The following is a 25767-nucleotide window of genomic DNA, read 5'->3' on the forward strand; positions in this document are numbered from 1 at the left end:
TCATTGGGCGGGGGTAACGCCGGACGCGGGCGTGGGCTGGACGGGAGCCGTGCGCAGGTCGCTCTGCGTGGACAGCTCGGGCGACAGCATGAGCGGCGTGCCGGAGGTATCGGGGACCGTGCCGTCCGGCGCGGATGCGGCGTCTGCATCGGACGCGACGTCGGCGGACGGCGGTTGCATCGGCAGGGCCGGCCTCGGCGGCACGACCGGCATGTACAGCGCGCCGCTCTGGCCGCAGCCGGAGAGCGCCAAAGCCGCTACAATCGCGCTCATCTGGAAAGCGATGCGCATCATCGTCCCTAAACAATTGAATCGACCGAGTTTAGCATGTCCGACACCGAATACCTGACCCGCGCCGAAGCCGTCCTGGCGGCCGTCGAACGCGCGGTCGACGCGGCCAACGAAGGCGACGCCGACATCGATCTGGAACGCAACGGCAGCGTGCTCACGCTGACGTTCGAGAACGGCTCGAAGATCATCATCAACCTGCAGCCGCCGATGAAGGAAGTGTGGATCGCCGCGAAGGCGGGCGGCTTCCACTTCCGTTTCGTCGACGGTGCGTGGCGCGATACGCGCAGCGGCCTGGAATTCTATGCGGCGCTGACCGACTATGCGACCCAGCAGGCCGGCCTGCCGGTGACGTTCGAGGCCTGAGCCGGCGCCGGACCGGCGCGGAATCAGGAAAAAAGCGGCCCTGAAGCCGCTTTTTTCTTGGGGAAGCCCGCGCGGCCTCAGTTGCCGCGGAACAGGTTCATGATGTCCTGCTTCTCCTGCTCGTCGACGTGTTCGGGCATCGGGCCGGATGCATCGTCGGGCGACGCGGCCTGGTTCACGCCGACCGTCGAGACGAAGCCGTGCCCCGGCGTGAACTCGCTGAAATACAGCTCGCCGCCGAGCGTCGCGACGCCGTCCGGCGTCGGCATGCGGTACTCCGGCACGTTCTTGAGCGCGGGCCCCATGTAGTCGATCCACACCGGCAGCGCGAGGCCGCCGCCGGTTTCGCGGTCGCCGAGGCTGCGCGGGCTGTCGTAGCCGATCCACGAGATCGCCGCGAGCGTGTGCTGGTAGCCGGCGAACCATGCGTCGCGCGAATCGTTCGTCGTGCCGGTCTTGCCCCCGAGGTCGCCGCGCTTGAGTACGTTGGTCTTCGCGCCGGTGCCGCGCTGCGCGACGCTCTGCAGCAGGCTGTTCATCACGAAGGCGTTGCGCGGATCGAGCACGCGCGGCGCGTTCTGCTCGGCGACGAGCGGCTGCGCGTGCACGACCACGTTGCCGCTCGGATCGGTCACCTCGGCGATCAGGTACGGATTGACGCGGTAGCCGCCGTTCGCGAACACCGAGAACGCGCCCGCCATCTGCAGCGGCGTGACGAGCCCCGCGCCGAGTGCCATCGGCAGGTAGGCCGGGTGGCGTTCCGCATCGAAGCCGAAGCGCGTGATGTACTGCTGCGCGTATTTCGTGCCGATATGGTTCAGGATCCGGATCGACACGAGATTGCGCGAGCGCTGCAGCGCGGTGCGCATCGACATCGGGCCTTCGAAGCCGCCGCCGTAGTTCTTCGGTTCCCACGGCTGGCCGCCCGTCTCGGCGGCGCTGAAGTACAGCGGGCCGTCGTTGATGATGGTTGCCGGGCCGAGGCCCTTGTCGAGCGACGCCGAGTAGATGAACGGCTTGAACGACGAGCCCGGCTGCCGCCAGGCCTGCGTCACGTGGTTGAACTTGTTCTTGTTGAAGTCGAAGCCGCCCACGAGCGAACGGATCGCGCCGTCCTGCGGCACGATCGAGATGAACGCGCCCTCGACCTGCGGCAGCTGCGTGATCGCCCAGCGGCCGTCGTCGTTCTTCACGACGCGCACGATCGCGCCCGGACGGATGCGCCGGTTCGGCTGCGCGTTCGCCGACAGCGCGCCCGCCGCGAAGCGCAGGTTGTCGCCGTCGACCGTGGCGGTGCTGCCGTTCACGAATGCGACCTGGATCTGGCGCGGGTTCGCGTCGGTCACGACGGCGGCGATCAGCTCGCCGTTGTCGGGGTGTTCGAGGAGCGCGTCGTCGATCGCCTGCTCGCGCTCGTCGCCGCCCGCCGGCAGCTCGATGAAGCCTTCCGGGCCGCGGTAGCCGTGGCGCCGCTCGTAATCCATGATGCCCTTGCGCAGCGCGCGGTACGCGTTGGTCTGATCGGCCGAGTCGATCGTCGTCACCACGTTGAAGCCGCGCGTGTAGGTCTCGTCCTTGTATTGCGCGTACATCATCTGCCGCACCATTTCCGCGACGTATTCGGCGTGCACGCTGTACTCGCGGCTCGCGCCCTTGACGACGAGCGGCTGGGCGATCGCCTCGTCGTACTGCTCGCGGGTGATGAAGTTCAGCTCGAGCATGCGCTGCAGGATGTACTCCTGGCGCACCTTCGCGCGCTTGGGATTGACGACCGGGTTGTACGCGGACGGCGCCTTCGGCAGCCCGGCGAGCATCGCCGACTCGGCGAGCGTCAGGTCCTTCAGGTCCTTGCCGAAGTACACGCGCGCGGCGCTCGCGAAGCCGTAGGCGCGCTGGCCGAGATAGATCTGATTCATGTAGACCTCGAGAATCTGATCCTTGGTCAGCGCACGCTCGATCCGGTATGCGAGCAGCATTTCGTAGATCTTGCGCGTGTAGGTCTTTTCGCTCGACAGGAAGAAGTTGCGCGCGACCTGCATCGTGATCGTGCTCGCGCCCTGGGTGGCGTGACCGTTCGTCAGCGCGACGATCCCCGCGCGCAGGATCCCGGTCAGGTCGACGCCGCCGTGATCGTAGAAACGTGCGTCCTCGATCGCGAGCACGGCCTTCTTCAGCGCGTCCGGCACGTCCTGGATGCGGACGATGTCGCGCCGCTCCTCGCCGAATTCGCCGATCAGCACGTGATCCGACGTGTAGATGCGCAGCGGCACCTTGGGCCGGTAGTCGGTGAGCGCGTCGAGCGACGGCAGGTTCGGCGATGCGACGACGAGCGCATAGCCGAGCACCAGCGCGATGCTGACGGCGATCGCCACGCAAACTCCCGCGAAGGCGAGCAGCAAGGTCAGCCACAGCGGGCGCTTGCGCGGCTCGGGCGCGGGAGGCGGGGACGTAGGAGTCGTGGATTGCATAGGCACACCAAAAAACAGTCCCGCGATTATAGCCGTCCGGTCTGACCGGCCCGGATCGGCCGTCCGGCCGATGGCCGGCGCACGGCGCGGCGCGCCGGCCGCCGGGCGCGGACCGGCGCGAGGTGCCGGCGGGCGCGGCGTTGGCCGTCCGGCCGACTGCCGTCCGCGCGCGCCGCTGCGCAGAATGGTCGCTCCATAGGACGCCTCCGCCGGGGGCGCGAACAGGAGAACCGGGATGCGGGAGCGACGTTCATTGTGGTCGGTCGGCCGGCGCTATGCGGCGGGCATCGACGTGAATTCGCGCGGCGTGCGCGTCGTGCTGCTGAGCCGGCGGCGCGGGGTCGCCGGCCGTGCGCGGATCGACGCGCTCGCGGTGGAGCCGTTGCCGGCGGGCGCCTATACAGGGGACGCGGAGGGCGACTGGGCGAGCGTCGGACAGGCGCTGACGAAGGCGCTCGAACGGGCGCGCCGGGCGGGGCGCTGCCGCGTGTCGCGCGCGGTGATGGCGCTGCCCGAGGCGGCGCTGACGGTCGCGTCGGTCGAACTGGGCGCGGCCGGCCTGCGCGCCGAGCCGATCGTGCTGGCGGCCGCCGAGCAGGTCACCGGGCTGGCGCGCGACACGCTTGCGTGCGACTGGCGGCCGGGCGAGGCGGGGGCGGCGACCTTCGCGGCGGCCGCCCGCGCGCAGGTCGACGCGCGCCTCGAAGCGGCCGCCGCGGCCGGCGTGGCGCTGACGGCGATCGACGGCGACACGTTCGCGGCCATGCGCGCGCTGCGGCTCGTGCTCGCGCGCGAGGCGCCGGGCTGCACGCCTTGCCTCGCGATGTGGATCGGCGACGGCGGCGTGCACGGTTGGCTGGTCGACAACGGCCGCGTCATAGAGGCGATCAGCTATCCGACGCCGGAGCATGCGGATCTCGCGGATGCGCTGCGCGACCTGGCGCGGACCGGGGCGCCGGTGCACGCGCTGGTCGGGGGCGAGATCGGCGAGCCGGGCGGCGCGCGCCTTGCGCTGGCGGACCTTGCGGACCTGCTGGGCTGTGAGGCCCGGCCATTCGGCTGCGTGTCCTTGTGCGAGCCCGGCTGGCCGGTTGACGAGGCGCTGGCCCGCGACCCGGGGTTCGCGGTGGCGGTCGGGCTCGCGCTGCGTGGGGTGGACGAATGATCGGGCATCCGTGGTACGGGCTTCGCGCCGCATGGGAGCGGCGGCGCCTGGCGCTCGGGGGCTTCAATTTGTTGCCCTACCGCGCGCGCGACCGGCGGCGCCTGAGGCGGCAGGTGCTCGGCGAGGTGGTGGTCGCCGCGCTGGCGGGGGCGGTGGGCGTCGCGTTGTGGTGCGGCGGCCAGGTGCTGGAGCGCCGGCGTGTCGACGCGCAGCGCCGGCAGGTCGAGCGTCAGCTCGCGGCGTGGGCGCCGCAGCTGCGGGCGGCGGAGCAGGCGGAACAGCGGCGGCGCGAGGCGCGCGTGCGGGATGCGCTGAGCCGTGAGCGGGCACTGCCGCGCGAGCGGCTCGTCGCGCTGTTCGAGGTGTTGCAGCAGGTCCGGGGCGACGGGGTGCGGCTCAAGTCGATCCGCAGCGGCGAACGCGATGCGCGGCTCGAGGTCGGCGCGCGCGATCCGGGCGCGGCCGCGCGCTGGCTCGGCGAGATCGGTGCGTTGCGCGGGGATTGGGTCATCGAGGTGGCCGGTTTGCAGGCGGGCGCGGGCGCGGCAAGTGGGCTCGGCATGCGCGGGCCGCTGGCGTTCTCCGTGCGGATCCGCTGGGCGGCGTCGGTCCGGCCGGAGCGGGAGGCGCGATGAGCATGGGCGGGTTGGGCCGCGCGCGCCGCACCGATCGGCTGGCGGGTGCGGCGCGCTGCGGGGCGGGCGTGGCCATCGCAGGCGCCGTATGGGGCGGCGGCGTCCTGGCGGGCGGCGCGGCGGACTGGAGCGGGCTCGGGCGCGAGCGCGCCGCATTGGTGGCGGTGGTGGCGCATGAGGCGCGGGCGGCGCAGCAGCTCTCGATACGGCGGGCGCAGGCCCGGGCAAGCGTGGCGCGGCCCGACGGACCGACGGGGTGGGCGCCGGGCGAACGCGTATTGCAACTCGCCGCGCACGCGCAGGCGTGTGGCCTGCAATTGCGCGAGCTGGATCGCGCGCCGGCCGGGCGCGACCCGGAAGCAGCGGGCCGTGCGGCCGAGGGCGGGCCGGACGAGCGGCTCACGCTGGTGGCGGTGGGCGGATTCGGCGCGATCCGGGCGTTTCTGGCCGGCCTGGCGGCGCTGCCGCAACTGGTCGTGCCGGCCCGGGTCGAGGTGCGGCGCGACGGTGAGGCGAATCGGCTGGAGACCCGGCTCGAGGTGTTCTTCAAGCTGGCGTCGCCGGATTCGGCCGTGGCATCGGGCGGCGTCGGGCACGGCGATCCGTTTGCCGGTGAACTGCACGCCGAAGCGGCGTCGCCGGTCTCTGGCGCGGCCCGTCTCGTCGGCGTGTGGCGCGATGCCGATCGCGGGCTTGCACTGTTCGAAGGTGATGGGGCGGCCTGGTCGGTCGAGACGGGCGAGCGTGTCGGCGAGGAGCGGGTGGCGGGGATCGATCTCGGCGGCGTCGTCCTGCGCGGGCGCGGCGCGCAGCGCCGGATACCGTTGCTCGCCGAGGCGGCGGGATGAGGCGCGCGACGGTGTGGCGCTGCCTCGGCGCCTTGCTGGCCGCGGCGCCTGTGCACGCGATGCCGCCGCCCCTCCCGGCAGGCCTGCCCGGCGGCGGCCTGACGATCGATTCCGGCATTCCGCCCGCCGCCTCGGCAGCCGACGACGCGGATGCCCGCCTCGACGCGGGCGCGCTGCGCGACGCAGGGCTTCCCGATGCATCCGGCGCGCGAGCCGTGCCCCTGCCTGCCGAGCCGACGCCCGGAGCGGCGGGGCTCGAAGGCCCGCCGGTGCCGCTCGCACCGGGCGCGCGCATGAGCGCCCCGACGCCGGACGAGGCCGGCCCGGATACGGCGGCCGACGACCGCCCCATTTCACTGCATCTGTCCGGCGCGAGCCTGGCCGCCGTGTTCGACGCCTTTGCCCGCTTCACCGGGCTCGACATCATCGTCAGCGAGCAGGTGCGCGGAAGCGTGTCCCTGCGCCTGAACCAGACGCCGTGGCGCAGCGCGTTCGATGCGCTGCTGGAGGCGAACGGTCTCGCGATGGCGCGGCGCGGGCGCGTGGTCTGGGTCGCGCCGGTGGCCGAACTCGCGGCGCGCGAGCGGCTGCGCTTCGACGCGCATGCGCGGGCCGCCGAGCTGGAGCCGCTCGAAAGCCGCACGTTCGCGCTGCACTATCCGCGCGCCGCCGACGTCCAGCGCCTGCTGGCGGGCGCGGGCGGCCAGCGCCTGTTGTCGCGGCGCGGCGCGGTGCTGGCCGATCCGCGCACCAACCTGTTGTTCGTCACCGACCTCGCCGCGCGCGTCGCGCAGATCGCCGACCTGATCGCGCGGCTCGACCGGCCGTCGCGCCAGGTGCTGATCGAGGCGCGGATCGTCGAGGGCGAGCGCGGTTTCTCGCGCCATCTCGGCGCGCGGCTCGCGTCGCGTCTGACGAATGGGGGCGAGCCGACAGGCCTGGTCGCGGGACGCAGCGGCAGCTTCCTCGACCTGTCGGCGCGGCCGCTTGCCGGGTTCGAAGCCGCCACGGCGGGTCTGACACTGTTTACATCGGGCGCGAGCCGGCTGCTCGACATCGAGCTGAGCGCGCTGGAGGCCGAAGGGCGCGGCCAGATCGTGTCGAGTCCGCGCGTGGTCACGGCCGACCGGATCCGGGCCATCGTCGAGCAGGGCACCGAGCTGCCTTACCAGGCCAAGGTGGGCAACGGGATGTCGGGCGTCCAGTTCCGGCGCGCGACCCTCAAACTCGAGGTGGAGCCGCAGATCACGCCGGACGGGCGGGTGATCCTCGATCTCGATGTCGCGAAGGACAGCGTGGGCGAGCAGACGGCCGCCGGGCCGGCGATCCACACGAAACATGTGCAAACGCGCGTGGAGGTGGACAATGGCGGAACGGTGTCGATCGGCGGCATCTACGCGAGCGACGTCCGCGACGACGTGGCCCGGGTGCCGCTGCTCGGCAGGATTCCGGTGCTGGGGGCGCTGTTCCGGCACCGGGCGCAGCGGGCGCAACGCAGCGAGCTGGTCGTCTACATCACGCCGCGGGTGGTCGGCGGCCCTTGATGGGCGGCCGGCGCAGGCTCGACAAGCCGGCCGCTTTGCCAGTAAGCTGCGCCACACCAGCAAGAAATGAAGCAGAGGAAGCCGTTGCAAGCGCGGGACTCACACGCAAACGTATTTTTCGTCGGGCTCATGGGCGCGGGCAAGACCACCGTGGGCCGGGCGGTCGCGCGCCGTCTCGACAGGCCGTTCTTCGATTCCGATCACGAGATCGAGGCGCGCACCGGCGCGCGCGTGCCCGTGATCTTCGAATTGGAAGGGGAGGACGGATTCCGCGAGCGCGAGGCGCAGATGATTGCCGAGCTGACGCAGCGCGAGAACATCGTGCTCGCCACGGGCGGCGGCGCGATCCTGCGCGACGAAAACCGCGCGCTGCTGAATACGCGCGGCCTCGTCGTCTACCTGCGCGCCAATCCGCACGATCTGTGGCTGCGCACGCGCAAGGACAAAAATCGTCCGCTGCTGCAGACCGAGGATCCGAAGGCGCGTCTCGAGGCGCTGTATGAAACCCGCGATCCGCTGTATCGCGAATGCGCGCATTTTGTGATCGAAACCGGGCGGCCGTCCGTCAACGGGCTCGTCAACATGGTGTTGATGCAGCTCGAGATGGCGGGCATCGTCACCAAGCCACTACAAGCATGATGATTGTCAACGTCGACCTGGGCGAGCGAGCCTATCCGATCCACATCGGCACCGACCTGCTCGGGCGCACCGAGCTGTTCGCGCCGCACATCGCCGGCGCGGCCGTCACGATCGTCACCAATACGACCGTCGATCCGCTCTACGGCGACGTGCTGCGCGCGGCGCTCGCGCCGCTCGGCAAGCAGGTGTCGACGATCGTGCTGCCGGACGGCGAGGCGTACAAGAACTGGGAAACGCTGAATCTGATCTTCGACGGCCTGCTGTCCGCGCATGCCGACCGCAAGACCACGCTGATCGCGCTCGGCGGCGGCGTGATCGGCGACATGACGGGTTTCGCCGCCGCCTGCTACATGCGCGGCGTGCCGTTCATCCAGGCGCCGACGACGCTGCTCTCGCAGGTCGATTCGTCCGTGGGCGGCAAGACCGGCATCAACCATCCGCTCGGCAAGAACATGATCGGGGCGTTCTACCAGCCGCAGGCGGTGATCGCCGACATCGGCGCGCTGCGCACCCTGCCCGATCGCGAACTGGCGGCGGGCCTCGCCGAGGTCGTCAAGAGTGGCGCGATCGCCGATGCGGCGTTCTTCGACTGGATCGAGGCGAACCTCGACGCGCTCAACGGGCGCGATCCCGACGCGCTCGCCGAGGCGGTGCGCCGCTCGTGCGAGATCAAGGCGCGCGTGGTGGCGGCCGACGAACGCGAGGGCGGCCTGCGCGCGATCCTCAATTTCGGCCACACGTTCGGCCATGCGATCGAGGCGGGCCTCGGCTACGGCGAATGGCTGCATGGCGAGGCGGTTGGCTGCGGCATGGCGATGGCGGCCGACCTGTCGGTGCGCCTCGGGCATCTCGACGAGGCCGAACGCGGCCGCCTGAACCGCGTGATCGCGGCCGCGCACCTGCCGACCCGCGCGCCCGCGCTGGGCGACGCGCGCTACATGGACCTGATGCGCGTCGACAAGAAGGCCGAGGCGGGGCAGGTCAAGTTCATCCTGCTCAGGCGCCTGGGCGAGACGATCATCACGCCGGCGCCCGACGACGCAGTCGTCGCGACGCTGGCGGCCAGTATCCGCTGAGGCGGTCCGCGCCGGACCGGCGCGCTTGAGGTGGAGGAGACACGGTGAGCGAAACATCCGGCAAGTTGCCCCGCGAGACCCCCGCCGGCCCGGGCGCGCCACCCGACGGCCCGCGGGTCGCGCCGACGGTCGCGATGCTGGAGGCGCAGCTCGCGCCGTATGCGGCGCACGCGTCGCATTCGCGCGGCAGGCGCTACCTGGAGGCGCCGCCCGCCGCGCGCACCGAGTTCCAGCGCGACCGCGACCGGATCGTGCATTCCACCGCGTTCCGCCGTCTCGAATACAAGACCCAGGTGTTCGTGAACCATGAGGGCGACCTGTTCCGCACGCGCCTCACGCACAGCCTCGAGGTCGCGCAGATCGCGCGCTCGGTCGCGCGCAACCTGCGCCTGAACGAAGATCTCGTCGAGGCGATCTCGCTCGCGCACGATCTCGGCCACACGCCGTTCGGCCACGCGGGCCAGGATGCGCTCAACGCGTGCATGCGCGACCACGGCGGCTTCGAGCACAACCTGCAGAGCCTCGCGGTGGTCGACGAGCTGGAGGAGCACTACGGCGGCTTTGACGGCCTGAATCTCTGTTTCGAGACCCGCGAGGGCATTCTCAAGCACTGCTCGCGCGACAACGCGCGCCTGCTCGGCGATCTCGGCGAGCGTTTCCTGCTCGGCCGGCAGCCGTCGCTGGAGGCGCAGCTCGCGAACATCGCCGACGAGATCGCGTACAACAATCACGACGTCGACGACGGCCTGCGTTCCGGCCTGATCACGATCGAGCAACTGGCCGAGGTCGAGCTGTGGCAGCGCCACTACGAGGCGGCGCTGGTCGAGCATCCGCACCTCGAAGGGCGTCGCCTCGTCCACGAGACCGTGCGCCGCATCATCAACACGCTGATCGTCGACCTGATCGACGAGACGAGCCGCAACCTCGAGCGCGTCGCGCCGGCGTCGCTCGACGAGGTGCGCGCGGCGCCGCCGCTCGTCGCGCACAGCGCGGTCGTGGCCGCCCAGGCCGTGTTGCTCAAGCGCTTTCTGTTCAAGAACCTGTACCGCCACTACCGCGTGATGCGGATGGCGAGCAAGGCGCAGCGCGTCGTCACGGGGCTGTTCGAGGCCTTTACCGGCGATCCCCGCCTGCTGCCGCCCGCCTACGTGGCCACCGACGCCGCGGAGCAACCGCGCCTCGTCGCTCACTACATCGCGGGCATGACCGATCGTTTCGCCTTGAAAGAGTATCAACGCTTGTTTGTCATAGACGACAACTAAACTGCCCGGTTTTGTTCGCCATGGGCGGGCAACCGGCGCGGCGTGCCTACGCCCGCGCCGTCAATCGAGGAGGGAAGTCGATGAAATGCAAGACGCTGGTGGGCTCGCTCGCGGTCGGTGGGGCGCTGTGTTTCGGAGTGCAACAGGTCGCGTGCGCGGCCACGGACATCCAGTTCTGGCATGCGATGGAGGCGGCGCTCGGCGAGCGCGTGAACGCGCTCGCCGCGCAGTTCAATGCCTCGCAAAGCGACTACCGGATCGTGCCGGTCTACAAGGGCACCTATGACCAGGCGCTCGCCGCGGGCATCGCCGCGTATCGCAGCGGCAATGCGCCGGCGATCCTGCAGGTCTACGAAGTGGGCACGGCGACGATGATGCAGGCGAAGAAGGCGGTCGTGCCGGTGTCCGAGGTGTTCCGGCAGGCGGGCGTGCCGCTCGACGAGAAGGCGTTCGTGCCGGCGGTCGCGAGCTATTACAGCGATGCGCGCACGGGCCGCCTGGTGTCGATGCCGTTCAACAGTTCGACGCCCGTGTTGTATTACAACAAGGATGCGTTCCGCAAGGCGGGCCTCGATCCGAACCAGCCGCCGAAGACCTGGGCCGACGTCCGCGCCGACGCCGCCAAGTTGCGCGCCGCGGGCCAGGCGTGCGGCTACACGACCGGCTGGCAGGGCTGGATCCAGCTCGAAAACTACAGCGCCTGGCAGGGCCTGCCGTTCGCGAGCCGCAACAACGGCTTCGACGGCACCGACGCCGTGCTCGAATTCAACAAGCCGCAGCAGATCGCACACATCCAGTTCCTGCAGGACATGGCGAAGGACGGCACCTTCACCTACGTGGGCCGCAAGGATGAGGCGTCGTCGAAGTTCTACAGTGGCGACTGCGCGATCATGACGGGTTCGTCGGCGGCGCTCGCGACGATCCGCAAGTACGCGAAGTTCGAGCTGGGCACGGGCACGCTGCCGTACGACGCGAACGTGAAGGGCGCGCCGCAGAACGCGATCATCGGCGGCGCGAGCCTGTGGGTGCTGGCGGGCAAGGACCCGGCCACCTACAAGGGCGTCGCGAAGTTCCTCGCGTTCCTGAGCCAGCCCGAGGTGGCCGCGAAGTGGCACCAGGACACGGGCTACCTGCCCGTGACGACGGCGGCCTACGACCTGACGCGCGAGCAGGGCTTCTACGCGAAGAACCCGGGCGCCGATACCGCGATGCGGCAGATGATGAACAAGCCGCCGCTGCCGTACACGAAGGGGCTGCGTCTCGGCAACATGCCGCAGATCCGCACCGTCGTCGACGAGGAACTGGAGCAGGTGTGGGCGCAGAAGAAGACGCCGAAGGACGCGCTCGATGCATCGGTCGCGCGCGGCGACGAACTGCTGCGCCGTTTCGAGAAGTCGGGCAGTTGAGCCCGGACGGCGCGTCGCATCGTGCGGCGCGCCGTCGTCCATCCGGTTCGACGTCGCTCGGAGTCCTGTCGATGCAATCCCGTTCCCGCTTCGGCGCTGGTTTGTTGCCGTACCTGCTGGTCGCGCCGCAGCTCGCGCTTACCGTGATGTTCTTCCTGTGGCCCGCGGGCGAGGCGCTGTGGCAGTCGACGCAGGCGCAGGACGCCTTCGGCACGTCCAGCGTGTTCGTCGGCGCCGAGAATTTCACGCGCCTGCTCGCCGATCCGCTGTATCTCGATTCGTTTCGCACGACGCTCGTGTTCAGCGCGCTCGTCACTGTGTCCGGATTGCTGATCTCGCTCGTGCTTGCCGCGTGCGCGGACCGCGTGATCCGCGGCGCGCGGCTGTACCGCACCCTGCTGATCTGGCCGTACGCGGTGGCGCCGACCATCGCCGCGGTGCTGTGGTCGTTCCTGTTCAATCCGAGCATCGGCATCGTCGCGTACGGGCTCGGCAAGTTCGGGATCGTCTGGAACCACGCGCTGAACGGCGGGCAGGCGATGTTCCTCGTCGTGGCGGCGTCGGTGTGGAAGCAGGTCAGCTACAACTTCCTGTTCTTCTACGCGGGCCTGCAGGCGATCCCGCGCTCGCTGATCGAGGCGGCCGCGATCGACGGCGCGGGGCCGGTGCGGCGCTTCCTCGACATCGCGCTGCCGCTGCTGTCGCCCACCAGCTTCTTCCTGCTCGTCGTGAACCTCGTCTACGCGTTCTTCGACACCTTCCCGGTGATCGACGCCGCGACCCAGGGCGGCCCCGCGCAGAGCACCCGCACGCTGATCTACAAGATCTACGCGGAGGGCTTCCAAGGGCTCGACATCGGCAGTTCCGGCGCGCAGTCGGTGATCCTGATGGTGATCGTGGTCGGGCTCACGGTCGTGCAGTTCCGCTTCGTCGAGCGCAAGGTGCAATACGCATGATCGAGAATCGCAAGGGCTTCGACTTCTTCTGCCATGCGGTGCTGATCGCGGGCGTCGCGCTGATCGTGTTTCCGGTGTACGTGGGCCTGTGCGCGGCGACCATGAATGCGCAGCAGGTATTCACGGTGCCGATGTCGCTGGTGCCGAGCACCCATCTGCTCGAGAACCTCGGCGACGTGCTGCGCCACGGCAGCGGCGGCGCGTCGACGCCGTTCGGCGTGCTGCTGCTGAACAGCTTCGTGATGGCGCTCGCGATCGCGTTCGGCAAGATCGCGGCGTCGATCCTGTCCGCGTACGCGATCGTGTATTTCCGCTTCCCGTTCCGCAATACCGCGTTCTGGCTGATCTTCGTCACGCTGATGCTGCCGGTCGAAGTGCGGATCTTCCCGACCGTGCAGGTCGCGTCGACGCTGCACCTGACCAATACCTACGCGGGGCTCACGCTGCCGCTGATGGCTTCGGCCACCGCGACCTTCCTGTTCCGTCAGTTCTTCATGACGCTGCCCGACGAGCTGATGGACGCGGCCCGCATCGACGGCGCGGGCGCGCTGCGGTTCTTCTGGGACGTCGTGCTGCCGCTGTCGAAGACGAGCATCGCCGCGCTGTTCGTGATCACCTTCATCTACGGCTGGAACCAGTATCTGTGGCCGATCCTGATCGCGAGCGACGCGTCGATGTCGACGGCGGTGGTCGGCATCAAGGCGATGATCGGCAGCGGCGACACCGCGACCGAATGGCATCGCGTGATGGCGGCGACGCTGCTCGCGATGCTGCCGCCGCTCGTGGTGGTGCTCGCGATGCAGCGCTGGTTCGTGCGCGGCCTCGTGGATGCGGAAAAATGACTATTTACCTGGAGATGGACGACGTATGGCGGCGCTGAGCTTGAAGGGCGTGAAGAAGACCTATGACGGCCGGCAGCCGGTGCTGCACGGGATCGACGTCGAGATCGCGGACGGCGAGTTCGTCGTGCTGGTCGGTCCGTCCGGCTGCGGCAAATCGACGCTGCTGCGCATGATCGCGGGGCTCGAATCGGTATCGGACGGCGAGATCGCGATCGGCGGCCGGGTGGTGAACGCGCTGGAGCCGAAGGATCGCGACATCGCGATGGTGTTCCAGAACTACGCGCTGTATCCACACATGACGGTCGCGCAGAACATGGGCTACGGGCTGCGGATCCGCGGCCTCGCGCGCGTGGAGATCGACGCGCGCGTCGCGGCGGCCGCGAAGATCCTCGAGCTGGAGCCGTTGCTGCAGCGCCGGCCGCGCGAGCTGTCGGGCGGCCAGCGGCAGCGCGTTGCGATGGGGCGCGCGATCGTGCGCGAGCCGTCGGTGTTCCTGTTCGACGAGCCGCTGTCGAATCTCGACGCCAAGCTGCGCGTGCAGATGCGGCTCGAGATCCAGCGCCTGCACGCGCGGCTCGCGACGACGAGCGTGTACGTGACGCACGACCAGATCGAGGCGATGACGCTCGCGCAGCGCGTGATCGTGATGAACCGCGGCCACGCGGAGCAGATCGGCGCGCCCGTCGATGTCTACGAGCAGCCCGCGACGACCTTCGTCGCGGGCTTCATCGGCTCGCCCGCGATGAACCTGCTGCACGGCCGGCTGGCGGAGGATGGCGCGAGCTTCGAGGTCGCGGGCGGCGGCCCGCGTCTGCCGGTGGCGGGCGCGCCCGGGATCGGCGCGGGCGTCGCGGCCGGCCGCGAGTGGATCCTCGGCGTGCGGCCGGAGCACATGACGCCGCAGTCGGGCCTCGCGCAGGCGCCGCTCGTCGTCGACTCGTGCGAACTGCTCGGCGCGGATAATCTCGCGCATGGGCGCTGGGGCGCGCACGATGTCGCGGTGCGGCTGCCGCACGCGGATCGTCCCGCGAACGGCGCGACGCTGCCGGTCGCGCTGCCCGCGCACCGGCTGCACTTCTTCGATCCCGATACCGGCCGGCGCGCCGGCTGACCGAACCCACGATGACCATGACGACACCGACCGCCTGGCCTTATCCGCGCCTCGTCGCGCACCGCGGCGGCGGCGCGCTGGCGCCCGAGAACACGCTTGCCGCGCTCGACGAGGGGGCGCGGCGTGGTTACCGGATGGTGGAATTCGACGCGAAGCTGGCGTCGGACGATGTTGCGTTTTTGCTACACGACGACACGCTGGAACGCACCTCGGACGGCGTCGGCCCGGCGGCCCGGCTGCGTTACGCGGAACTGGCGGCGCTCGATGCGGGGCGCTGGTTCGACGCGCGCTTCGCCGGCGAGCGGATGCCGACGCTCGAGCAGGCGGCCGCGCGTTGCGCGTCGCTCGGCCTGCTGGCGAATGTCGAGATCAAGCCGTGTCCGGGCCGGGAGCGCGAGACTGGCCGCGTGGTCGCGACCGAAGCCGCGTTGAGCTGGCGCAACGCGGCGGTGCCGCCGCTGCTGTCGTCGTTCTCGCGGACCGCGCTGGAGGCGGCGCGCGACGCGGCGCCCGGGTTGCCGCGCGGCATGCTCTACGAGAGGGTGCCCGCCCACTGGCGCGAAGAGGTGGTCGAGGCGCTGGGCTGCGTATCGTTGCATGCGCACCACGCCCAGTTCGACGAGGCGCTGGTGCAGGCGATCCACGCGGCCGGGCTGCGGATCCTCGTCTATACGGTGAACGACCCTGAGCGGGCGCTGGCGCTCGCGCGCTGGGGCGTCGATCTGATCTGTACCGACCGGATCGACCTGATGCCTGTGGATTTTCTCGGCGCAGGCGCATGAATCTGCCGTCGTGTGCGTAAAATGCGCACGAACCTGTGCTCCCGGCGCGATGCCGGGGCAGGAAATATCGACCGTCTCGTAACGTTGGGAAAATTCCGCTACAAATTGCAGCGGAATTAACCATTCCCCAAATATTCGACTACGCTTAGAAGCGGTAGCCGATGTTCAGGTAGGTGACGATCGGGTTCAGCGAGATCTTCGCCTTCGACGTTTCGGTCAACGTGCCGACCGCGGACTGTCGCGCGGTCGTGAACGTCGCGGTGACGCTGATCGGGATGTACGAGATCGACAGGCCGCCGAACCAGTGCTTCGTGAAGGCGTAGCTGAAGCCGGCGTTGAAGACGGGCGCCCACTGGTTGCTGGTGGTGGCGCTGGTCGGGCCGCCGAGCACGCCCTGCTCGAACGTGCCGTTCGTGATCTTCGCGCCGGTGAACCAGGTGTAGGTCGCGCCGATGCCGACATACGGGCGGAACCGCGATTCGGCGCTGTTGAAGTGGTAGCGGAGCAGCATCGTGGGGCTCCACTGGTATGCGCGCCCCAATACGCCAAACTGGGAGAACTGACCCTTGCCGGTGATGTCGAACTTCGGCGGAATCCCGGCGATGAACTCGGTGGAGATGTGATCGGTGATGAAATAACCGACCGCGAGGCCGAACGTATCGGAGTCGTTGATGCCGGCGCCGGTGTTGGGAACCGCTCGGTTGACGGGCGAACCGCCGACGTTATAGACGAACAACGGATCGCTGCTGTCCTGGGGGGCGAGATGGAGCCAGCCCGTGCTGATGTAAGTAGTCCCTGCCGATTGCGCATGTGCGGCCGTTCCTGCGAGCATGAACGACAGAGCAACAGCCCCCGTAATGGCCAGTTTTTGTTTCATCCCTTGTCTCCTCCGGTAAAGGCGTGCCCATTATGAACACGACGTTTCAAACAGAACAGCGTTGTAAGTTAGAGCTTTCTCCCTAGGATTCGCACGACCGTACTTGTTTCCCGCACCGCGCAGGGCTTTGCGCGAGTGCACCAAATCGGGCCTTCGGGTATTTCCTAACGCGATCAAACGGACATTCAGCATGGCACGGCTAGCACGACTCTATGTTCCCGATCAGCCGCAGCACGTGATTCTGCGCGGCCTGGACCAGCAACCGGCGTTCGTCGACGACCAGGATTACGAACTCTTCATTGATTGCCTGAAGGCGGCGGCGCGCGATCATCACCTCGGGGTGCATGCGTATGTGCTGCTGCCGCGCCAGGTGCAACTGCTCGTCACGCCGAGCGACGAGGCCAGCCTGCCGAAAGCGATGCAGGCGGTCGGCAGGCGCTACGTCGCCCACTTCAACCGCCGCTACGCGCGGCGCGGCACGCTCTGGGAAGGTCGCTACCGCGCGACCGTGATCGAGGGCGAGCGCTACTTCCTGCTCGCGAGCCGCGTCGTCGAGCTGAGCCCGGTGCGCGCGCAGCTGGTGACGGCGCCGGACGCGTACCGCTGGTCGAGCTATCGGCATCACGTCGGCGTCACCGTCGACAGCCTGATCACCGACCATCCGCTCTACTGGGCGCTCGGCAACACGCCGTTCGAGCGGCAGCGCGCCTACAAGGAGCTGTGCGAGCAGCCGCTCGACGAGCGCCAGGCCGACCAGCTGCAACAGGCGACGCTGAAGGGCTGGGTCCTCGGCGGCGACACCTACCGCGAGTGGGCGGCGCGCACCGCGAACCGGCGCGTGTCGCCGCTGCCGCGCGGGCGGCCGCGAAAGGTACGCGAGAACACCCCGCCTGTCCAGCAGTGAGCCCTCGGGCGGACAACGGAGCGGCATCCCCGGATGCCGCTTCTTTTTGCCCCATTTTGATACGCCCCCAATAAAACAGGTAAATCGTGCACCATGATGATAATTAGGGCTCAATCATCGAGCTTTATTTGCTATTCCCTTGATTCGTCGCGTATATTCCGAATTCCGGCGGTCCCGGGCGCAGGTCCGCCCGCCTCTGGCCAGCCGCACCGCCGCAGGGCGGCGGTCTACAAGAAAATGGTTTAACGGCCTTCAGGCCCCTTACAGACGGTGTCCCCATGAACGACCACCAGCAGCCGCACTGCGCGGTTCCCGCCGAGCAAGGTCTGTATGACCCGCACAACGAGCACGACGCCTGCGGCGTCGGTTTCGTCGCTCACATCAAGGGCAAGAAAAGCCACGAGATCATCGAGCAGGGCCTGAAGATCCTGGAGAACCTCGACCACCGCGGCGCGGTCGGCGCCGATCCGCTGATGGGCGACGGCGCGGGCATCCTGATCCAGATTCCCGACGCGTTCTACCGCGAGGAAATGGCCAGGCAGGACGTGCAGCTGCCGCCCGCGGGCGAATATGGGGTCGGCATGATCTTCCTGCCGAAGGAGAACGCGTCGCGGATCGCGTGCGAGCAGGAGCTGGAGCGTACGGTGAAGGCCGAGGGGCAGGTGGTGCTCGGCTGGCGCGACGTGCCCGTCGATGCGACGATGCCGATCTCGCCGACCGTGAAGTCGACCGAGCCGATCATTCGGCAGATCTTCATCGGCCGCGGCAAGGACATCATGGTGACCGACGCGCTCGAGCGGAAGCTGTACGTGATCCGCAAGACCGCGAGCCACCGGATCCAGGCGCTCAAGCTCAAGCACGGCAAGGAATACTTCGTGCCGTCGATGTCGGCGCGCACGGTGGTCTACAAGGGGCTGCTGCTCGCGGGCCAGGTCGGCGTGTACTACCGCGACCTGCAGGATGTGCGCGTGGTGTCGGCGCTCGCGCTCGTGCACCAGCGCTTCTCGACCAACACCTTCCCGGCCTGGGAGCTTGCCCACCCGTACCGGATGATCGCCCACAACGGCGAGATCAACACCGTGAAGGGCAACGTCAACTGGCTGAACGCGCGCACCGGCGCGATCGCGTCGCACGTGCTCGGCGACGACCTGCCGAAGCTGTGGCCGCTCATTTATCCGGGCCAGTCCGACACCGCGTCGTTCGACAACTGTCTCGAACTGCTCGTGATGGCGGGCTATCCGCTCGTCCACGCGGTGATGATGATGATTCCGGAGGCGTGGGAGCAGCACACGCTGATGGACGACAGCCGCCGCGCGTTCTACGAATACCACGCCGCGATGATGGAGCCGTGGGACGGCCCCGCCGCGATCGCGTTCACCGACGGCCGCCAGATCGGCGCGACGCTCGATCGCAACGGCCTGCGTCCGGCGCGCTACGTGATCACCGACGACGATCTCGTGATCATGGCGTCGGAATCGGGCGTGCTGCCGATTCCCGAGTCGAAGATCGTCAAGAAGTGGCGTCTGCAGCCGGGCAAGATGTTCCTGATCGACATGGAGCACGGCCGCATCATCGACGACAAGGAACTCAAGGACAACCTCGCCAACGCGAAGCCGTACAAGAGCTGGATCGATGCGGTGCGCATCAAGCTCGACGAGATCGAGCCGAAGGAGGAGGACGTCGCGGCCGGACGCAGCGAGGGCGCGGCGCTGCTCGACCGCCAGCAGGCGTTCGGCTACACCCAGGAAGACCTCAAGTTCCTGATGGCGCCGATGGCGCAGCAGGGCGAGGAGGCGGTCGGCTCGATGGGCAACGACTCGCCGCTCGCGGTGATGTCGAACAAGAACAAGACGCTCTACCACTACTTCAAGCAGCTGTTCGCGCAGGTGACGAACCCGCCGATCGACCCGATCCGCGAGAACATGGTGATGTCGCTCGTGTCCTTCATCGGCCCGAAGCCGAACCTGCTCGACACCAACAACATCAACCCGCCGATGCGGCTCGAAGTGTCGCAGCCGGTGCTCGACTTCCGGGACATCGCGAAGATCCGCGCGATCGACCAGTACACGGGCGGCAAGTTCAGCGCGTACGAGCTGAGCATCTGCTATCCGGTCGCCTGGGGCAAGGCGGGCATCGAGGCGCGGCTCGCGTCGCTGTGCGCGGAGGCCGTCGACGCGGTGAAGTCCGGCTACAACATCCTGATCGTGTCCGACCGCAAGACCGACGCCGGGCATGTCGCGATTCCCGCGCTGCTCGCGACCTCGGCGATCCACACGCATCTCGTCCAGCAGGGGCTGCGCACCAGCACCGGGCTCGTCGTCGAGACCGGCTCGGCGCGCGAGACGCACCATTTCGCGCTGCTCGCGGGCTACGGCGCGGAAGCCGTGCACCCGTACCTCGCGATGGAAACCCTGGCCAAGCTCGCGGACGGGCTGCCGGGCGACCTGTCGGCGGACAAGGCGATCTACAACTTCACGAAGGCGGTGGGCAAGGGGCTGCTGAAGGTGATGTCCAAGATGGGCATCTCCACCTACATGTCCTACACCGGCGCGCAGATCTTCGAGGCGCTCGGCCTGTCGACCGACCTCGTCGAGAAGTACTTCAAGGGCACGGCGTCGAAGGTCGGCGGCATCGGCCTGTTCGAGGTGGCGGAGGAGGCGATCCGCCTGCACCGCGATGCGTTCGGCGACGATCCGGTCCTGCGCGACATGCTCGACGCCGGCGGCGAGTACGCGTACCGCGTGCGCGGCGAGGATCACATGTGGACGCCCGACACGATCGCGAAGCTGCAGCATTCGACGCGCAGCAATTCCTACCAGACCTACAAGGAATACGCGAACCTGATCAACGACCAGACCCGGCGGCACATGACCTTCCGCGGCCTGTTCGAGTTCAAGGTCAATCCGGCGAAGGCGATCCCGATCGACGAGGTGGAGTCCGCCAAGGAGATCGTCAAGCGCTTCGCGACGGGGGCGATGTCGCTCGGCTCGATCAGCACCGAGGCGCACACGACGCTCGCGATCGCGATGAACCGGATCGGCGGCAAGTCGAACACCGGCGAGGGCGGCGAGGACGAGAACCGCTATCGCAACGAACTGCGCGGCATTCCGATCAAGAACGGCGATACGCTGAAGTCGATCATCGGCGACGAGATCGTGCGCGACATCGCGCTCAAGGACGGCGATTCGCTGCGCTCGCGCATCAAGCAGGTCGCGTCGGGCCGCTTCGGCGTGACGGCGGAGTACCTGGCCTCGGCCGACCAGATCCAGATCAAGATGGCGCAGGGCGCGAAGCCCGGCGAGGGCGGCCAGCTGCCGGGGCACAAGGTGTCCGAGTACATCGGCAAGCTGCGCTACTCGGTGCCGGGCGTCGGCCTGATCTCGCCGCCGCCGCACCACGACATCTATTCGATCGAGGATCTCGCGCAGCTGATCCACGACCTGAAGAACGTGAACCCGGTCGCGAGCATCTCGGTGAAGCTCGTGTCGGAAGTGGGCGTCGGCACGGTCGCGGCGGGCGTCGCGAAGGCGAAGGCGGATCACGTGGTGGTCGCCGGCCATGACGGCGGCACGGGCGCGTCGCCGCTGTCCTCGGTCAAGCATGCCGGCACGCCGTGGGAGCTCGGCCTCGCGGAAACCCAGCAGACCCTGGTGCTGAACCGCCTGCGCGGCCGCATCCGCGTGCAGGCCGACGGCCAGATGAAGACCGGCCGCGACGTCGTGATCGGCGCGCTGCTCGGTGCGGACGAATTCGGCTTCGCGACCGCGCCGCTCGTCGTCGAGGGCTGCATCATGATGCGCAAGTGCCACCTGAACACCTGCCCGGTCGGCGTCGCGACGCAGGATCCGGTGCTGCGCGCGAAGTTCTCGGGCCAGCCGGAGCACGTAGTCAACTTCTTCTTCTTCATCGCCGAGGAAGTGCGCGAGATCATGGCGCAGCTCGGCATCGCGAAGTTCGACGACCTCGTCGGCCGCGCCGATCTGCTCGACACCCGCAAGGGCATCGAGCACTGGAAGGCGAAAGGCCTCGATTTCGCGCGCGTGTTCTACCAGCCGGAAGGCTGCGAGGAAGTGGCGCGCCGCCATGTCGAGAGCCAGGAGCACGGCCTCGAACGCGCGCTCGACCATACGCTGATCGAGAAGGCGAAGGCCGCGATCGAGAGTGGCGAGCACGTGTCGTTCATCCAGCCGGTGCGCAACGTGAACCGCACGGTCGGCGCGATGCTGTCCGGCGCGATCGCGAAGCGGCACGGCCACGACGGTCTCGCCGACGATGCGATCCACATCCAGCTCAAAGGCACGGCGGGGCAGAGCTTCGGCGCGTTCCTCGCGAAGGGCGTGACGCTCGATCTCGTCGGCGACGGCAACGACTACGTCGGCAAGGGGCTGTCGGGCGGCCGCATCATCATCCGTCCGACCAACGATTTCCGCGGCAAGTCCGAGGAAAACATCATCTGCGGCAACACCGTGATGTACGGCGCGCTCGAAGGCGAGGCGTTCTTCCGCGGCGTCGCGGGCGAGCGCTTCTGCGTGCGCAACTCGGGCGCGACCGCGGTCGTCGAGGGCACGGGCGACCACGGCTGCGAGTACATGACGGGCGGCACGGTGGTGGTGCTGGGCGAGACGGGGCGCAATTTCGCGGCGGGCATGTCGGGCGGCGTCGCCTACGTGTACGACCCGGACGGCGCGTTCGCCGGCAAGTGCAACAAGGCGATGGTCGCGCTCGATCCGGTGCTGCAGCAGGCGGAGCAGGAACGCACGGTCGACCGCGCGCTGTGGCACGCGGGCGCCACCGACGAAGCGCTGCTCAAGGGGCTGGTCGAGCGTCACTTCCAGTTCACGGGTTCGCCGCGCGCGAAGTCGCTGCTGGAAAACTGGGATGCGTCGCGCCGCCAGTTCGTGAAGGTGTTCCCGCAGGAATACAAGCGCGCACTCGGCGAACTCGGCGCGAAGAAGGCGGCGAAGGAAGTCCTCGCCGCCTGAGCGCCCCGCCCCCGAACGCATAGCGACAGCGTCCGCCCGTGAAGGGCGGACGCGGCTCCCCTCACCCGATACACAGATTCAGACGAGAACCTTATGGGCAAGGCAACCGGTTTTCTGGAGTTCGAACGCCGCCACGAGGCGTACGAAGCACCGCTCACGCGCGTGAAGCACTACAAGGAATTCGTCGCGGCGCTGTCCGACGACGATGCGAAGGTCCAGGGCGCGCGCTGCATGGATTGCGGGATCCCGTTCTGCAACAACGGCTGCCCCGTCAACAACGTCATCCCGGACTTCAACGACCTGGTGTTCCGCCAGGATTGGCGCACCGCGATCGAGGTGCTGCACTCGACCAACAACTTCCCGGAGTTCACGGGCCGGATCTGCCCGGCGCCGTGCGAGGCGGCCTGCACGCTCGGCATCAACGACGACCCGGTCGGCATCAAGTCGATCGAGCACGCGATCATCGACAAGGCCTGGGCGGAAGGCTGGGTCGAGCCGCAGCCGAACGCGCGCAAGACCGGCAAGAAGGTCGCGGTGGTCGGCTCCGGTCCGGCGGGCCTCGCGGCCGCGCAGCAGCTCGCGCGCGCGGGCCATGACGTGACGGTGTTCGAGAAGAACGACCGGATCGGCGGCCTGCTGCGCTACGGGATTCCCGACTTCAAGCTCGAGAAGTGGCTGATCGACCGGCGCATGCGCCAGATGGAGGCGGAAGGCGTGACGTTCCGCACCAGCGTGTTCATCGGCAAGGAGCCGCTGCCCGCCGAGATCGGCAACATGGCGAAGGACACCCTCTCGCCCGAGACGCTGCGCGACGAGTACGACGCCGTGGTGATCGCGGGTGGTTCGGAAACGCCGCGCGACCTGCCGGTGCCGGGCCGCGAGCTGGCCGGGATCCATTACGCGATGGATTTCCTGCCCCAGCAGAACAAGGTCAACGCCGGCGACAAGCTGGTTGACCAGCTGCTCGCGAAGGGCAAGCACGTGGTCGTGATCGGCGGCGGCGATACCGGCTCCGACTGCGTCGGCACCTCGAACCGTCATGGCGCGAAGCAGGTCACGCAGTTCGAACTGCTGCCGCAGCCGCCCGAGCAGGAGAACAAGGCGCTCGTGTGGCCGTACTGGCCGATCAAGCTGCGCACGTCCTCGTCGCACGACGAGGGCTGCGAGCGCGACTGGGCGGTCGCGACCAAGCGCTTCGAAGGCAAGAACGGCAAGGTCGACAAGCTGATCGCGGTGCGCGTCGAATGGAAGGACGGCAAGATGCAGGAGGTCGCCGGCTCGGAGTTCGAGATCAAGGCCGACCTCGTGCTGCTCGCGATGGGCTTCACGCAGCCGGTCGCGCCGGTGCTCGATGCGTTCGGCGTCGCCAAGGACGGGCGCGGCAACGTGCGCGCGGCGACCGACGGCGAGCGCGCGTATCACACCTCGGTCGACAAGGTGTTCGCGGCGGGCGACATGCGGCGCGGCCAGTCGCTCGTGGTGTGGGCGATCCGCGAGGGGCGCCAGTGCGCGCGCGCGGTCGATGCTTTCCTGATGGGGCATTCCGAGCTGCCGCGCTGAGCGGTTCGGGCAGTTCGCACCGGCAACCGGGCGTCGCGAGACGCCCGGTTTTTTTATGGCCGCGCGCTTTGGCGCATCGCTTCACTTGCTTTCACAATCATCACAAATATTACGTTTTAGTAAGAGTTCGATAAACCTGTCATATCATGACGCCCCTTGCCCGGTCATGACCTGGAGCAAAAATTATCTGACCCCAATCAGGAGGCTAGCGGATGGAAGGATTTGTGCATGCGTTGATCGACGGCATCAACGGCATTCTCTGGAGCTACGTGCTGATCGCGCTGCTGCTCGGCGCGGGCCTGTGGTTCACATTGCGCTTCAGGATGATCCAGTTGCGGGCGCTGCTGCTGAGCATGAAGCTGGTCGGCAGCAAGGGCGAACCGGGCAGCATCTCGTCGTTCCAGGCGTTCGCGACCGGCCTCGCGAGCCGGGTCGGCACCGGCAACATCGCTGGCGTGGCGGTCGCGCTGACCGTCGGCGGCCCGGGCGCGATCTTCTGGATGTGGATGACGGCGCTCGTCGGGATGTCGTCGGCCTTCGTCGAGGCGACGCTCGCGCAGATCTTCAAGGTCTCGCACCATGACGGCACCTACCGTGGGGGGCCCGCGTACTATATTCAGATCGGGCTGCGTTCGCGCGGCTTCGGCGTGCTGTTCTCGCTGTCGCTGATCCTGGCCTTCGGTTTCGTGTTCAACGCGGTGCAGGCGAACGCGATCGCGGAGGCCTTCAACGCGTCGTTCGGCTGGAGCCGCGCGGCGGTCGGGCTGGGCCTCGTGCTGCTGACCGCGCCGATCATCTTCGGCGGGATCCGCCGGATCGCGAACGTCGCGCAGGTGATCGTGCCGGTGATGGCGATCGGCTATCTCGCGCTCGCGGTCTACGCGGTGGCGACGCACGTCGCGATGGTGCCGGAGATGATCATGCTGATCGTGAAGAGCGCATTCGGCCTCGAGCAGGCGGCGGGCGGCCTGACGGGCTACGCGGTGAGCCAGGCGGTGGCGATCGGCGTCAAGCGCGGGCTGTTCTCGAACGAAGCGGGGATGGGCAGCGCGCCGAACGCGGCGGCGACGGCCAGCACGCGCCATCCGGTCACGCAGGGCCTGATCCAGATGCTCGGCGTGTTTGTCGACACGATCGTGATCTGCAGCGCGACCGCGTTCGTGATCCTGCTGTCGGGCCAGTACGAGGTCGGCACCGCGATGGAAGGCGCGGCGCTCACGCAGCGCGCGATCTCGAGCCATGTCGGCGACTGGGGCGGGATCTACATGGCGGTCGCGATCTTCTTCCTCGCGTTTTCCTCGGTGATCGGCAACTACGCGTATGCGGAAGGCAATGTCGAGTTCATCACCAAGCGGCGCGGCGCGGTCCTGGTGTTCCGGCTCGCGGTGCTCGGGATGGTGATGTTCGGCAGTGTCGGTCAGCTGCCGCTCGTGTGGGCGATGGCCGACACCAGCATGGGCCTGATGGCGCTCATCAACCTGCTCGCGATCCTCGCGCTCGGCAAGTATGCGCATGCCGCGTGGCGCGATTACCAGCGGCAGCGCGCGGCAGGCGTCGCCGATCCGGTGTTCACGCGCAAGACGATTCCCGAGCTGGACAAGGTGCTGCCCACCGATGTGTGGGGCGAGCATGGCCCGCTGCCGCAGGGCGAGCGGCGCGGCGCGGCGCGCGAATCGGCCGGCGCACGCGCGGCGGCCACGCGCTGAGCATGGCGCCGGCCGGCCGCGCTGCTTCGTCGCGCTGGATCCCGACGCGGGTTCGCGCGAGGCGCTGGCGGCATTGCCGGTCGCGGCCGGCGCGCGGCGCACGCCGCGCGCGCAGCTGCAACTGACGCTTGCGTTCAACAGATCCTTGAGGAGTTACGCCGGCATCCCCGGCGCGGCCCACGGCGTCACGTAGCCGGGCGCGATGATGCCGGCATTGCCGAGGCTCGTCGCGAGCGCGGCGTCGGGCTCGCGCTCGATCGCCGTGACCTCGCAGCCGGCCTCGCGCAGGTGGAACGCGGTGGCGACGCCGATCGCCCCTGCGCCGAGAACGACCGCATGCATGGCGGCGC

General features: G+C 68.7%; 20 protein-coding genes and 2 pseudogenes. 18 read left to right on the forward strand and 4 right to left on the reverse strand.

What is annotated here, in order from left to right; all coding sequences use genetic code 11:
- On the reverse strand, positions 1 to 291 hold the full coding sequence (lptM, locus tag Bsp3421_RS31420) for an LPS translocon maturation chaperone LptM (protein WP_274004421.1): 291 nt from the start codon (positions 289 to 291) through the stop codon (positions 1 to 3).
- A 36-nt stretch (positions 292 to 327) separates the two neighbouring features.
- Here lptM and cyaY point away from each other — a divergent pair, with 36 nt between their 5' ends.
- Complete coding sequence (gene cyaY / locus Bsp3421_RS31425) at positions 328 to 654, forward strand: iron donor protein CyaY (RefSeq protein WP_274000738.1); 327 nt, start codon at positions 328 to 330, stop codon at positions 652 to 654.
- A gap of 77 nt (positions 655 to 731) precedes the next feature.
- Here cyaY and Bsp3421_RS31430 read toward each other — a convergent pair whose 3' ends face one another.
- Positions 732 to 3122 (reverse strand): penicillin-binding protein 1A, encoded by a 2391-nt coding sequence (locus Bsp3421_RS31430; protein ID WP_274000740.1) that lies wholly within the window; start codon positions 3120 to 3122, stop codon positions 732 to 734.
- A 235-nt stretch (positions 3123 to 3357) separates the two neighbouring features.
- Here Bsp3421_RS31430 and pilM point away from each other — a divergent pair, with 235 nt between their 5' ends.
- The 12 genes from pilM to ugpQ all read left to right on the forward strand — a co-directional run bounded on the left by pilM (position 3358) and on the right by ugpQ (position 15388).
- Positions 3358 to 4287, forward strand: coding sequence for a pilus assembly protein PilM (gene pilM, locus Bsp3421_RS31435; RefSeq protein ID WP_274000742.1), 930 nt, complete (start codon positions 3358 to 3360; stop codon positions 4285 to 4287).
- On the forward strand, positions 4284 to 4922 hold the full coding sequence (locus Bsp3421_RS31440) for a fimbrial protein (RefSeq protein WP_274000743.1): 639 nt from the start codon (positions 4284 to 4286) through the stop codon (positions 4920 to 4922). Before pilM ends, Bsp3421_RS31440 begins: the two co-directional genes overlap by 4 nt.
- On the forward strand, positions 4919 to 5770 hold the full coding sequence (locus Bsp3421_RS31445; RefSeq protein WP_274000744.1) for a hypothetical protein: 852 nt from the start codon (positions 4919 to 4921) through the stop codon (positions 5768 to 5770). The genes Bsp3421_RS31440 and Bsp3421_RS31445 overlap by 4 nt, the downstream gene beginning before the upstream one ends.
- Positions 5767 to 7314: a type IV pilus secretin PilQ gene (locus Bsp3421_RS31450; RefSeq protein ID WP_274000746.1), complete on the forward strand. Its 1548-nt coding sequence runs from the start codon at positions 5767 to 5769 to the stop codon at positions 7312 to 7314. Before Bsp3421_RS31445 ends, Bsp3421_RS31450 begins: the two co-directional genes overlap by 4 nt.
- An 84-nt stretch (positions 7315 to 7398) precedes the next feature.
- Complete coding sequence (locus tag Bsp3421_RS31455) at positions 7399 to 7953, forward strand: shikimate kinase (RefSeq protein ID WP_274004423.1); 555 nt, start codon at positions 7399 to 7401, stop codon at positions 7951 to 7953.
- Positions 7950 to 9029 carry a 3-dehydroquinate synthase gene (aroB, locus tag Bsp3421_RS31460; protein ID WP_274000748.1) on the forward strand — a complete coding sequence of 360 codons (1080 nt, stop codon included), beginning with the start codon at positions 7950 to 7952 and terminating at the stop codon, positions 9027 to 9029. Before Bsp3421_RS31455 ends, aroB begins: the two co-directional genes overlap by 4 nt.
- Before the next feature lie 44 nt (positions 9030 to 9073).
- On the forward strand, positions 9074 to 10291 hold the full coding sequence (locus Bsp3421_RS31465; protein WP_443111550.1) for a deoxyguanosinetriphosphate triphosphohydrolase: 1218 nt from the start codon (positions 9074 to 9076) through the stop codon (positions 10289 to 10291).
- A gap of 80 nt (positions 10292 to 10371) precedes the next feature.
- Positions 10372 to 11697 (forward strand): sn-glycerol-3-phosphate ABC transporter substrate-binding protein UgpB, encoded by a 1326-nt coding sequence (ugpB, locus tag Bsp3421_RS31470; protein ID WP_274000749.1) that lies wholly within the window; start codon positions 10372 to 10374, stop codon positions 11695 to 11697.
- 71 nt (positions 11698 to 11768) lie between these two features.
- Positions 11769 to 12653: a sn-glycerol-3-phosphate ABC transporter permease UgpA gene (gene ugpA, locus Bsp3421_RS31475; protein WP_274000750.1), complete on the forward strand. Its 885-nt coding sequence runs from the start codon at positions 11769 to 11771 to the stop codon at positions 12651 to 12653.
- Positions 12650 to 13495 carry a sn-glycerol-3-phosphate ABC transporter permease UgpE gene (gene ugpE / locus Bsp3421_RS31480; protein ID WP_274000751.1) on the forward strand — a complete coding sequence of 282 codons (846 nt, stop codon included), beginning with the start codon at positions 12650 to 12652 and terminating at the stop codon, positions 13493 to 13495. Before ugpA ends, ugpE begins: the two co-directional genes overlap by 4 nt.
- Positions 13496 to 13520: 25 nt before the next feature.
- Entirely contained in the window at positions 13521 to 14606 is a 1086-nt protein-coding gene (locus Bsp3421_RS31485; RefSeq protein WP_274000752.1) for a sn-glycerol-3-phosphate import ATP-binding protein UgpC, read from the forward strand.
- Positions 14607 to 14623: 17 nt separating this feature from the next.
- Positions 14624 to 15388, forward strand: a complete 765-nt coding sequence (ugpQ, locus tag Bsp3421_RS31490; RefSeq protein ID WP_274000753.1) for a glycerophosphodiester phosphodiesterase — start codon at positions 14624 to 14626, stop codon at positions 15386 to 15388.
- A gap of 145 nt (positions 15389 to 15533) precedes the next feature.
- Here the strand turns inward: ugpQ and Bsp3421_RS31495 are convergent, their stop codons facing one another.
- Positions 15534 to 16265, reverse strand: a complete 732-nt coding sequence (locus tag Bsp3421_RS31495; RefSeq protein WP_274000755.1) for an OmpW/AlkL family protein — start codon at positions 16263 to 16265, stop codon at positions 15534 to 15536.
- Positions 16266 to 16455: 190 nt separating this feature from the next.
- Between Bsp3421_RS31495 and Bsp3421_RS31500 the strand changes: the two genes are divergently transcribed.
- The 5 genes and pseudogenes from Bsp3421_RS31500 to Bsp3421_RS34540 all read left to right on the forward strand — a co-directional run.
- Complete coding sequence (locus Bsp3421_RS31500) at positions 16456 to 17169, forward strand: transposase (RefSeq protein WP_274000757.1); 714 nt, start codon at positions 16456 to 16458, stop codon at positions 17167 to 17169.
- A 278-nt stretch (positions 17170 to 17447) separates the two neighbouring features.
- Positions 17448 to 22151: a glutamate synthase-related protein gene (locus Bsp3421_RS31505; protein ID WP_274000758.1), complete on the forward strand. Its 4704-nt coding sequence runs from the start codon at positions 17448 to 17450 to the stop codon at positions 22149 to 22151.
- Between the two features lie 93 nt (positions 22152 to 22244).
- The gene (locus Bsp3421_RS31510; RefSeq protein ID WP_274000760.1) at positions 22245 to 23711 is read left to right on the forward strand and encodes a glutamate synthase subunit beta; all 1467 of its coding nucleotides are present in this window, start codon (positions 22245 to 22247) and stop codon (positions 23709 to 23711) included.
- A gap of 212 nt (positions 23712 to 23923) precedes the next feature.
- A complete protein-coding gene (locus tag Bsp3421_RS31515) occupies positions 23924 to 25417 on the forward strand; it encodes an alanine/glycine:cation symporter family protein (RefSeq protein ID WP_274000761.1) in 1494 nt (497 codons plus the stop codon).
- Between the two features lie 34 nt (positions 25418 to 25451).
- Positions 25452 to 25553 (forward strand): annotated as a pseudogene (locus Bsp3421_RS34540) (RNA 2',3'-cyclic phosphodiesterase); the annotation flags it as partial.
- A 23-nt stretch (positions 25554 to 25576) separates the two neighbouring features.
- Here the strand turns inward: Bsp3421_RS34540 and Bsp3421_RS31520 are convergent.
- Positions 25577 to 25759 (reverse strand): annotated as a pseudogene (locus Bsp3421_RS31520) (FAD-dependent oxidoreductase); the annotation flags it as partial.
- Positions 25760 to 25767: the final 8 nt, after the last annotated feature.

The sequence above is a fragment of the Burkholderia sp. FERM BP-3421 genome, from assembly GCF_028657905.1.
Classification (GTDB): Bacteria; Pseudomonadota; Gammaproteobacteria; order Burkholderiales; family Burkholderiaceae; genus Burkholderia.

Excerpts from the sequence above, each read along its gene's own strand:
- cyaY (WP_274000738.1), top strand. The coding sequence starts at position 328 with ATGTCCGACACCGAATACCTGACCCGCGCCGAAGCCGTCCTGGCGGCC.
- pilM (WP_274000742.1), top strand. The coding sequence starts at position 3,358 with ATGCGGGAGCGACGTTCATTGTGGTCGGTCGGCCGGCGCTATGCGGCG.
- Bsp3421_RS31510 (WP_274000760.1), top strand. The coding sequence starts at position 22,245 with ATGGGCAAGGCAACCGGTTTTCTGGAGTTCGAACGCCGCCACGAGGCG.
- Bsp3421_RS31450 (WP_274000746.1), top strand. The coding sequence starts at position 5,767 with ATGAGGCGCGCGACGGTGTGGCGCTGCCTCGGCGCCTTGCTGGCCGCG.
- lptM (WP_274004421.1), bottom strand. The coding sequence starts at position 291 with ATGCGCATCGCTTTCCAGATGAGCGCGATTGTAGCGGCTTTGGCGCTC.
- Bsp3421_RS31500 (WP_274000757.1), top strand. The coding sequence starts at position 16,456 with ATGGCACGGCTAGCACGACTCTATGTTCCCGATCAGCCGCAGCACGTG.
- Bsp3421_RS31515 (WP_274000761.1), top strand. The coding sequence starts at position 23,924 with ATGGAAGGATTTGTGCATGCGTTGATCGACGGCATCAACGGCATTCTC.
- Bsp3421_RS31445 (WP_274000744.1), top strand. The coding sequence starts at position 4,919 with ATGAGCATGGGCGGGTTGGGCCGCGCGCGCCGCACCGATCGGCTGGCG.
- Bsp3421_RS31440 (WP_274000743.1), top strand. The coding sequence starts at position 4,284 with ATGATCGGGCATCCGTGGTACGGGCTTCGCGCCGCATGGGAGCGGCGG.
- ugpA (WP_274000750.1), top strand. The coding sequence starts at position 11,769 with ATGCAATCCCGTTCCCGCTTCGGCGCTGGTTTGTTGCCGTACCTGCTG.
- Bsp3421_RS31495 (WP_274000755.1), bottom strand. The coding sequence starts at position 16,265 with ATGAAACAAAAACTGGCCATTACGGGGGCTGTTGCTCTGTCGTTCATG.
- Bsp3421_RS31430 (WP_274000740.1), bottom strand. The coding sequence starts at position 3,122 with ATGCAATCCACGACTCCTACGTCCCCGCCTCCCGCGCCCGAGCCGCGC.
- Bsp3421_RS31485 (WP_274000752.1), top strand. The coding sequence starts at position 13,521 with ATGGCGGCGCTGAGCTTGAAGGGCGTGAAGAAGACCTATGACGGCCGG.
- ugpQ (WP_274000753.1), top strand. The coding sequence starts at position 14,624 with ATGACGACACCGACCGCCTGGCCTTATCCGCGCCTCGTCGCGCACCGC.
- ugpB (WP_274000749.1), top strand. The coding sequence starts at position 10,372 with ATGAAATGCAAGACGCTGGTGGGCTCGCTCGCGGTCGGTGGGGCGCTG.
- Bsp3421_RS31505 (WP_274000758.1), top strand. The coding sequence starts at position 17,448 with ATGAACGACCACCAGCAGCCGCACTGCGCGGTTCCCGCCGAGCAAGGT.
- aroB (WP_274000748.1), top strand. The coding sequence starts at position 7,950 with ATGATGATTGTCAACGTCGACCTGGGCGAGCGAGCCTATCCGATCCAC.
- ugpE (WP_274000751.1), top strand. The coding sequence starts at position 12,650 with ATGATCGAGAATCGCAAGGGCTTCGACTTCTTCTGCCATGCGGTGCTG.